Here is an 8,261-nt window from a genome sequence, read left to right as displayed (position 1 = left end):
CCTCCACCTCACCGCCCTCAACAGCTGAGTGCGAGCACGCCTACAAGCAGCACCGAAGTCAACCCCCGAAGGATTTACGACGCAGACCACTAAGCCCGCGAAACTAGGACGTTGCGTCCCTGTCTCGCCTCTGCCTCTCAGGGTTTGCTGGCCTGACGCAAGTACCCCCGCGACCGTCCCACCGGCCCGGGGGCGTGGACCACCTCAAAGAGATGAGCAGGCAGCCATGAGAGAGCATAAGCAGGGGCAGCCCACCAACGACACCCCGGCAGGGACCGAGCAGCGCACGCCCGGTCACCCACCCGTTGACGTACCCGAGGAGCGGACGCGGACCCGCCGGATCTTCCAGGTCGGGCCGTACACCGTAGCGACGCACCCTGAGAGGCCGTCATGCTGATGCCGCGCCCGATCAGCCCCGCCTACGAGTGCCCACCGGTCGTGTCCATGCCGCACTCGTCGGCCGTCGGGTCCATCCACTACGTGGACTGCGGCACCTGCGTCAGCTTGATCACGTCCCGGGACAAGTGCCAGGAACGCAGCGATGAAAACGGGGTGCGGAAGCTCGCCGCCGCTTTGACGGACCATTGCATCAAGCGCCACGCGCCGGAGGTGACGCAATGATCTGAACCGTCGCCTTCTCTCCGAAAAACCCGTGTCCCCCTGCCAGTCCGTAGGCAGGGGGACACGGTCGTTCAGGTGGTCAGGTCAACGTCCTCGGCATTCCACGGCACCCTTGGCGATGCCCTTGAACGCGCCGGTCATCATGCCGATGGCGAGTCCTTCGGGGCCGCCCCTCAGGGTGCCCCAAAGACCTCCCTTGAGGATGCCCGTGCCGATCTTCTCGGCCATGCACTTGTCGTGATCGTCGCTGTTCTTGGCAGCAGGAGCGGCCATGAAGGACTTCGCCACCGTCATCATCCTGGCGGTCTCCTTCGCGGCGGCGGAGGCGGGGGTGCCGCTGCCCAGGGAGAAGGTCGGGGGCGTGATCGTGCCGGTGACGGTGTCGCCGGTGACGCCTTCGACGGTCTGGGTGACGGCGTTGCCGTCCACCGTGAGATCGACCTTGTGGGTCGTGCCGTTGGTGTCCGTGACGGTGCCGGGATGCACCGTTGCGATCGTGCTGCCGTCGGCGTCACTGACCTGGACACCGCCCTTGTAGGCGGTCAGCTTGCCGCCCTCGGGCACGTCCATGGTGGCCGTGGCGGTCTTGGCGAGGGCGCCAGACTTGACGTCCGGACTGCCGGTACCGGTGCCACTGCCGGGCGCGTTCGGACTCGTGCGGGCGACGTACATCGTGGATCCGGCCGCCGAGTTGATGACGGGGACGGTCACGGTCGCGTCAGCGGTCCACGGCTGGTTGTCGGTGTCGAAGGTCCATGTGCCGGTGACCTTCTTGCCGACGGCGGCGAAGTCGACCCATCCGTAGTTCTTGGACGGGACGTCGATCGCGATGCCGTTCACGGTCGTCTCGTCCGAGGTGTAGGTCTGCGTCGAGCTGAGCTGGCTGCTGATCATCGCCTGGACCGGGACGGAGACACCGACGGAGGTCGACACGCCCGCGGAGAACGACTGTGCCCAGCCGGAATGGTAGATCGTGGTGAAGACCTGCTTCATCGTGGCGCCGGTGTCGTTGTACCAGACCGACGAGGCGGGCTGACGGGGCAGGACTTCGGGCTGCCCTTCGGACTTCTCGGTCCACGAGCGGGTGGCGGTCTTTTTCGCGCACAGGTCGGCGTAGTAGTCGAGGGCAAGCTTCTTCGCCTCGGCCGCCTTCGATTCGGGGACCGTCCATTCCTGGCCGGTGCTGCCGTCACAGATGTTGGGCTGGGCGAGGATCCCCCACAGGTGCAGGCCGCCCCGGTTGTCCATGCACCACTCGGTGCCGCTGCTGTCGTCGCGGCGGACGATGCCGAACGTGTTGGGCTTCCCGTCGACAGGCCGGAAGTGCCACTGTTCGCCGTCCTTGCCGCAGGACTGCTGTACGGCGGGCTGGGTGGCGTAGATGCACTTCCCCGAAGAGGTGCTGGCGATGTTGAACGCGCCGGGGTCGCCGAGCTTGATCAGGCGCCAGTTTGTGTAGTTGGTGCCGTCGGGGGTGACGGAGATCTGGTTTCCGTCACCGTTACCCGTCGCGTTGAGGGTGCCGTCCGGATTGGCGAACGTCCAGGCACCGGAGTCCGCGGCCTGGGCCGTGGTGGCCGTGGCGGTGGCGATGGCGCCGGTGGTGAGGAGCATGAGCAGGGCGAGGAACGGGGCCGCTATGAGGCGTCTGACGCCTTTGGCGTGTCTATGCATGTCGACCTTCCGTGGCGAGCCTGTGAACTTCCCGTGAAGCGTGACGAGCCTATGAAGACCCCGGACACGTCGCCCGCCCCTTTGCCGGTTTGGCGTGTATGAGCCACGGGGTGGTTGCAGTCCTCACCCCGTGAGTTTGCACGGGCTGATGAAATCGGACTGAAGGCGGGGGAGTTCACGATTTCGGACGGCTCATGGAAGTGCTGCCCGGTCTCGACTGCGTGCGTGAGAAGAGCAGGAAGCAACCGTAAGCAGTCACCGCTCGCGCCCCGTCCGTGCCCTCATCGCGAGGTGCGTGGACGGGGCTTCTCACTGTTCAGACGAGTGCGGGCCGAAGGGTGCTCCCGGCAACGGACCCGCAGCTCGGGGTCTGGGGCAGAGCACCAGTTTCGGGAGAGGCGAGGCTGGGGAACACCCCCCCCTCAAGCCACCACTTCGAAATGGCTCGGCCGCCCGCCCGACGACACCAGCCGGCCCGCCCGCTCCGCATCCGCGCGCCGCATCAACCGAGCCTCTCCCCCCGCCCCCCGGAGCACAGCTCCATGCCACGGCGTGGCCCACGCGTCCGCCGCATCCAGCAGCCGGATGCCGAACTTCTCCGAGCCCGCCCGCTGCGGATGGATGGAGAGCCGTACCGACCGCGGATGGCAGTCGGCGATGAGGTCGCCCCACGCGCGGCTCCGCGCGATGACGCCGTACGCCCGCCGCTTGCACTCGCGCTGGAGCGCGGAGTTCGTGCCGGTGAAGTCCGCCGTGTCCTCGAAGAGGAAGCGGGTGATGCCGCGGTAGAGCCGCAGGGTCTCCTCGTCACCGGCGCGGACCTGCGCGCGCAGGGCGTCGAGTGAGGGGGCGTACGCGGCGGTGACCAGCTCGCGCTTGGTGTCGTGGTCGAGGTCGCCGTGCACGTCGCGCAGGTCGAAGGTGTCGAGGTGGCGCAGCCCCTCCCGGTCGATCAGAGCGCGCAGTTCGTCGCCGTAGGCGTCGATGTGGTCGTCGGGGACCCGGATGAGGTCGCCGAAGATGTGCCCGTCGGAGCAGATGACGATACGGGCCCCGGGCTCGTATATCTCGCCGATGCGGGCGCACAGCCCGTCGAGGAAGCGCAGGGAGAGGCGCTCGCCCTCGTCGGGGAGGTGGCCGAGCACCTTGGCGGGGTTGGGCGACTTGCAGGGGAAGCCGGGGAGAGTGAAGACGATGGTCTCGTCGGCGGACGTGAACTGCCGTATCTGTTCCAGCTGTTCGGGGTGGTCCGCGGGTTCGGAGGGGATCGCCTCCGCCGTGCGGTGGTACGGCAGGAGGAGGCCGAGCACGCGTTCTTCGACGGTGGTACGGGTCAGGGTCGCTGCAAAGGACATGGCGCGGTCATCCACGGGGGCGGGGGCAGCCGGGCCGGTCGAAGGCGACGGGCAGTTCGCCCACGCCGCGGCCGAGGACGGCGGGGATCCAGGGGAGTTCCTCTTCGGGGACGGCGAGGCGCAGGCCCGGCAGGCGGGTGAGCAAGGTGCCGAGGGCGACCTGGAGTTCGGCGCGGGCCAGGGCCGCGCCGGGGCAGAAGTGGGTGCCGTACCCGAAGGCCAGGTGGGAGCCCTGCGCCCGGTCGAGGTCGAGGGTGTCGGGGTCGGGGAAGCGCTCGGGGTCGCGGTTGGCGGCCCAGAGGGAGACGATGACGGAGTCGCCGGCGGGGACCCGTCTGCCGTGCAGGTCGGCGTCCTCGGCGAGGAAGCGCCAGGTCGTGAGCTCGAAGGCGCTGTCGATGCGCAGGAGTTCCTCGACCGCTGCGGGCAGCAGCTCGGGCTCGGCGCGCAGCCGCTCCAACGCCTCGGGCTGTCGAAGGAGCGAGACGACAGCGGTGGTGATCTGGTTGGTGACGGGCTCCTGGCCGGCCACCAGCAGCTGGAAGATCATGGAGTCCAGCTCCTCCTGGGTCAGCTCGCCCGCGTCGCGGGCGGTGACCAGGCGGGAGAGCAGACCGTCGCCGGGGGCGGCGCGCCGGTCGGCGACCACCTCGGCGATGTAGCCCTGGAGTTCGCGGAGCAGCGCCTCGTAGGCGGGGCGGCCCGGGTCGGTGGGGCCGACGGGGGCGACGACCTTGCCCCAGTCGCGCCGGAAGCGGGCCGCGAGGTGCGGCGGCAGGCCGATGACCTCGGCGAGCACCTGGAAGGGGAACCGCGCGGCGAAGCAGCGCACGAGGTCCGCGGAGTCGGCGTCGGCGGGCATGGCGTCGACGAGCGCGTCGGCCATCTCCTGGAAGCGGGGGCGCAGCTCCTCGGCCCGGCGCGGTGCGAAGGCGTCGGTGATCAGGCGGCGCATCGCGGTGTGCTTGGGCGCGTCCTGGTGGAGGAGGTGGACCTGGAGCTGGGAGTGCTGCGGCTCGGGCATGATCGAGGCGCGCTCGCGCCAGCGGTCGTTGCCGAGCGCGTGGTTCTTGCCCAGCCGGGGGTCGGCGAGGGTCCGCTGGGCGGCGGCGTGGCCGGTCACGAGCCAGGCGGTGACACCGCTGGGGAAGCGCACCCGGTGGATGGGCCCGGCCGCGCGCATGCGGGCGTACAGCGGGTAGGGGTCCCGCTTGTAGTCGGGTCCGTAGAGGGGAATCGGGTCGGGCAGCGACACGGTGGGGTCTCCTCGCGAAGTCGTGGACCCCAAGGAAGTCGTACGGGGCGGGTGATGAGTTCCCGTCGGTTCGCGGGCGGCTCGCGGGCGCTGCGGGGTGATTCCTGGGTAGTCGGCCACGGAGGCCCGCTGGTTCCCGTACGCGAAAGGGACAATCCTCACGCGCCGTGGGCCCGTCGCGGACGGCCGGACGCGGCGCGCGACGTGTCACGATGCGGCGATGACCGCTCGTCGTCTTCTCAGTCCGTACGGATCCCTGCTCGGCTTCGTCCTGTTGCTGGCCGCCCTCTTCGGTGTCGCGTACGCCGTCGGGTCGGCCGCCGGACCCGCGGCCCCCGGCATACACCGCACCGGTGGTGGCTCCGGCGGCTCCGGTTCCGGCGGTGGCGGTGGCATGGGCGGGATGGGCGGCATGCACGACATGGGCGCCCCCGTGGGCCCGGTGGTGGTCCGATGAGCACCGCGAGTCCCGTGGCGCCCGCCGCCACCGAGATCGTCGTCGGCGGGATGACCTGCGCGGCGTGCGTGGCGCGGGTGGAGAAGAAGCTCGGGCGGCTCGACGGCGTGACCGCCACCGTCAACCTCGCCACCGGCCGGGCCCGGGTCAGTCACCCCGCCGGGGTGACCGCGGCGGAGCTGATGGCCGTGGTGGAGGGCGCCGGCTTCACGGCGTCGCTGCCCGAGCCGGAGGTCCCCGAGGCGCCCGCCGACGGCGCGGCCGCGGCCTCCGCGATGACCCGGCTGGTCGTCACGGCCGTGCTGTCCGTGCCCGTCCTGGTGCTGTCCATGGCGCCGGGGCTGCAGTTCCGCAACTGGCAGTGGCTGTGCTTCGCGCTGGCGACGCCGGTGGCCGTGTGGGGCGCGTGGCCGTTCCACGAGAAGGCGCTGCGCGGCCTGCGGCACTCCACCGCGACCATGGACACGCTCGTCTCGCTCGGTGTGCTGGCCTCCTACGCGTGGTCGGCGTACGCGCTGTTCCTCGGCGGGGCGGGCGACCCGGACATGCGGATGCCGTTCACGCTGGTGCCGTCCATGGGTGGTGGCACGGCGGACGTCTATCTCGAAGCGGTGGTCGGCGTCCCGCTGTTCGTGCTGGTCGGCCGGCTGCTGGAGGCGCGGGCCCGGCACAGTACGGGGTCGGCGCTGCGGGCGCTGGCCTCGCTCGCCGCGAAGGACGTCGTCGTGCGGGACGCCGACGGCACCGAGCGGCGGGTGCCGATCGGTGAACTGCGGGTCGGCGACCGCTTCGTCGTACGCCCCGGTGAGCGCGTGGCCACCGACGGCACGGTCGTCGCGGGCAGCTCGGCGCTGGACCTGTCGCTGGTGACGGGCGAGAGCGCGCCCGTGGAGGCGGGGCCCGGGGCCGCCGTGGTCGGTGGCGCCGTCAACTCCGGTGGCCTGCTGGAGGTACGGGCCGAGGCGGTCGGCGCGGACACCCAACTGGCGCGGATCGCCCGGCTGGTGGAGGACGCGCAGGCGGGCAAGGCCCGGGTGCAGCGCGTCGCCGACGCCGTGGCGGGGGTCTTCGTCCCGGCGGTGCTCGCCGTCGCCGTCACCGTGCTCGGCTTCTGGCTGGGCGCGGGCGCGCCGCCGCAGTCGGCGGTCACGGCGGCCGTCGCGGTGCTCGTGGTGGCCTGCCCGTGCGCGCTCGGCCTGGCCACGCCGACGGCCCTGCTCGCGGCCACGGGCCGGGGCGCGGGCCTCGGCATCCTGGTGTCGGGGCCGCAGGCGCTGGAGGGGCTGCGCCGGGTGGACACCGTCGTGCTGGACAAGACGGGCACGCTGACGACCGGTTCGATGACGGTGACCGGGGTGACGGCCCGCGCGGACGGGCTCGGCTCCGACGAGGCGCTGCGGCTGGCCGCGGCGGTCGAGCGGGGTTCGGAGCACCCGGTGGGCCGGGCGGTGTGCGCGTACGTGCCGGACGCCGCCGCCCTGCCGGAGGTCACAGGGTTCGCGGCGACGCCGGGCCGGGGTGTCTCGGGACGGGTCGGGGGCCGGCTCGTGGAGGTCGTCCGCCCGGAGGACACCGCCCCGTCGAGGAAGAAGCCCAGGAAGAGCGGGCTGCCGGAGTCCCTGGCCACGGCGGCGCGCGACGCGGAGCGGGACGGCCGGACCGTGGTGCTGGTGCGGGTGGACGGCACGCCCGAGGCGGTCATCGCCCTGGGCGACTCGGTGCGGTCCGGTTCGTACCGCGCGGTCGACCACCTCAAGCGGCTCGGCCTGCGGCCGGTGCTGGCCACGGGCGACAGCGAGGGCGCGGCGCGGGCCGTCGCCGAGGAGCTCGGCATCACCGAGGTCCACGCGCGCGCCACACCCGAGGACAAGGCCGCGCTCGTGCGTGAGCTGCGCGCCCGGGGGCGCCGGGTCGCGGTCATCGGGGACGGCGTCAACGACACCGCGGCGCTGGCGGGCGCCGACCTGGGCATCGCGATGGGCAGCGGCACGGACGCGGCGATCGGCGCGGCGGACGTGACGCTGGTCCGCGAGGACATGGGCGCGCTGGCGGACGCCGTCCGCCTGGCCCGCCGCACGTCGGCGACGGTCCGCGCCAACCTCGCCTGGGCGTTCGGCTACAACCTGGTCACCGTCCCGCTCGCCGCGGTCGGTCTCCTGAGCCCGATGCTCGCGGCGGCCGCGATGTCGGTGAGCTCGGTGCTGGTGGTGGCCAACAGCCTCCGTCTGCGCGGCTGGCAGCCGGCGCCCGCGCGGGCGGCGGGCCGCGACCGTACGCACTCCCCCGCCCGGCGCCGCCCCGCGACCGGGAACACCGGCCCCGTGACCGGGAACACCACCGTCCAGACACGAGGTGACGCGTGAAGACGCAGCTGTCCGCCCCCGCCGCCAGGCCGCTCGTCGCGACCGCCCGCGCGGCCGCCGTGCCCGTGATCGCCTGCGCCGTCGCCCTCGGCGGCCTGTGCGCGTGGACCGCCTCCGGAGCCGCCGGCCGGCCCGCGGCGATCGAGGTCGAGGACCCCCGCGTCCTGCTCCCCTTCGGCACGGACGACACGGCCGCCTTCCTCAAGATCCGCAACGCCGGTGACGCGGACGACGAGCTCGTCGGCGTCGAGGCCCCGACCGCGGGCGGCGCGATGCTCAGCCGCACGGTGGTCAAGGACGGCGCCGGGTCGATGCGGATGGTGCCGTCGGCGGCCGTCCCGGCGGGCGGCACCCTCGACATGTCACCGCACGACCTGGACATCATGGTGGCGTCCCCGCCGCGCCTGCGCACCGGCGACCGCCTCCCGCTGACGCTCCGCTTCCGCGACAGCGGCACGGTGAAGGTCGAAGCGGTGGTGGTCCGCCCGGGGAACCGGGGATGAGCGGCCATACGAGGAGGGGGCGGAGGGGGCGGG

At 72.3% G+C, this 8,261-nt stretch carries 7 protein-coding genes; 4 read left to right on the top strand and 3 right to left on the bottom strand.

The features are described 5' to 3' along the window. The first annotated feature begins 390 nt into the window (after positions 1-390). Complete coding sequence (locus AB0435_RS24580) at positions 391-621, top strand: hypothetical protein (RefSeq protein WP_366007459.1); 231 nt, start codon at positions 391-393, stop codon at positions 619-621. A gap of 84 nt (positions 622-705) precedes the next feature. Here AB0435_RS24580 and AB0435_RS24575 read toward each other — a convergent pair whose 3' ends face one another. The 3 genes from AB0435_RS24575 to AB0435_RS24565 all read right to left on the bottom strand — a co-directional run bounded on the left by AB0435_RS24575 (position 706) and on the right by AB0435_RS24565 (position 4,905). Next, a complete protein-coding gene (locus AB0435_RS24575; RefSeq protein WP_366427963.1) occupies positions 706-2,295 on the bottom strand; it encodes a hypothetical protein in 1,590 nt (529 codons plus the stop codon). A 422-nt stretch (positions 2,296-2,717) separates the two neighbouring features. After that, the gene (locus AB0435_RS24570) at positions 2,718-3,650 is read right to left on the bottom strand and encodes an isocyanide synthase family protein (protein ID WP_366427962.1); all 933 of its coding nucleotides are present in this window, start codon (positions 3,648-3,650) and stop codon (positions 2,718-2,720) included. 7 nt (positions 3,651-3,657) lie between these two features. Then, entirely contained in the window at positions 3,658-4,905 is a 1,248-nt protein-coding gene (locus AB0435_RS24565) for a cytochrome P450 (RefSeq protein WP_366427961.1), read from the bottom strand. Positions 4,906-5,125: 220 nt separating this feature from the next. Here AB0435_RS24565 and AB0435_RS24560 point away from each other — a divergent pair, with 220 nt between their 5' ends. Genes AB0435_RS24560 through AB0435_RS24550 form a run of 3 tightly spaced genes read left to right on the top strand, consistent with a single transcriptional unit; the run spans position 5,126 to position 8,228 of the window. Beyond that, the gene (locus tag AB0435_RS24560; RefSeq protein ID WP_366427960.1) at positions 5,126-5,362 is read left to right on the top strand and encodes a hypothetical protein; all 237 of its coding nucleotides are present in this window, start codon (positions 5,126-5,128) and stop codon (positions 5,360-5,362) included. After that, the gene (locus AB0435_RS24555) at positions 5,359-7,725 is read left to right on the top strand and encodes a heavy metal translocating P-type ATPase (RefSeq protein WP_366007464.1); all 2,367 of its coding nucleotides are present in this window, start codon (positions 5,359-5,361) and stop codon (positions 7,723-7,725) included. Before AB0435_RS24560 ends, AB0435_RS24555 begins: the two co-directional genes overlap by 4 nt. Next, on the top strand, positions 7,722-8,228 hold the full coding sequence (locus AB0435_RS24550; protein WP_366007465.1) for a copper chaperone PCu(A)C: 507 nt from the start codon (positions 7,722-7,724) through the stop codon (positions 8,226-8,228). The genes AB0435_RS24555 and AB0435_RS24550 overlap by 4 nt, the downstream gene beginning before the upstream one ends. The last annotated feature ends 33 nt before the right edge of the window (positions 8,229-8,261 follow it).

This window comes from Streptomyces sp. NPDC051173 (genome assembly GCF_040689515.1).
GTDB lineage: Bacteria > Actinomycetota > Actinomycetes > Streptomycetales > Streptomycetaceae > Streptomyces.
This window is presented reverse-complemented; position numbering and strand designations above follow the sequence as displayed.

Bases quoted from the DNA above. Each gene is read 5' to 3' on its own strand.
- AB0435_RS24575 (WP_366427963.1), bottom strand. From the start codon at position 2,295: ATGCATAGACACGCCAAAGGCGTCAGACGCCTCATAGCGGCCCCGTTC.
- AB0435_RS24560 (WP_366427960.1), top strand. From the start codon at position 5,126: ATGACCGCTCGTCGTCTTCTCAGTCCGTACGGATCCCTGCTCGGCTTC.
- AB0435_RS24580 (WP_366007459.1), top strand. From the start codon at position 391: ATGCTGATGCCGCGCCCGATCAGCCCCGCCTACGAGTGCCCACCGGTC.
- AB0435_RS24570 (WP_366427962.1), bottom strand. From the start codon at position 3,650: ATGTCCTTTGCAGCGACCCTGACCCGTACCACCGTCGAAGAACGCGTG.
- AB0435_RS24555 (WP_366007464.1), top strand. From the start codon at position 5,359: ATGAGCACCGCGAGTCCCGTGGCGCCCGCCGCCACCGAGATCGTCGTC.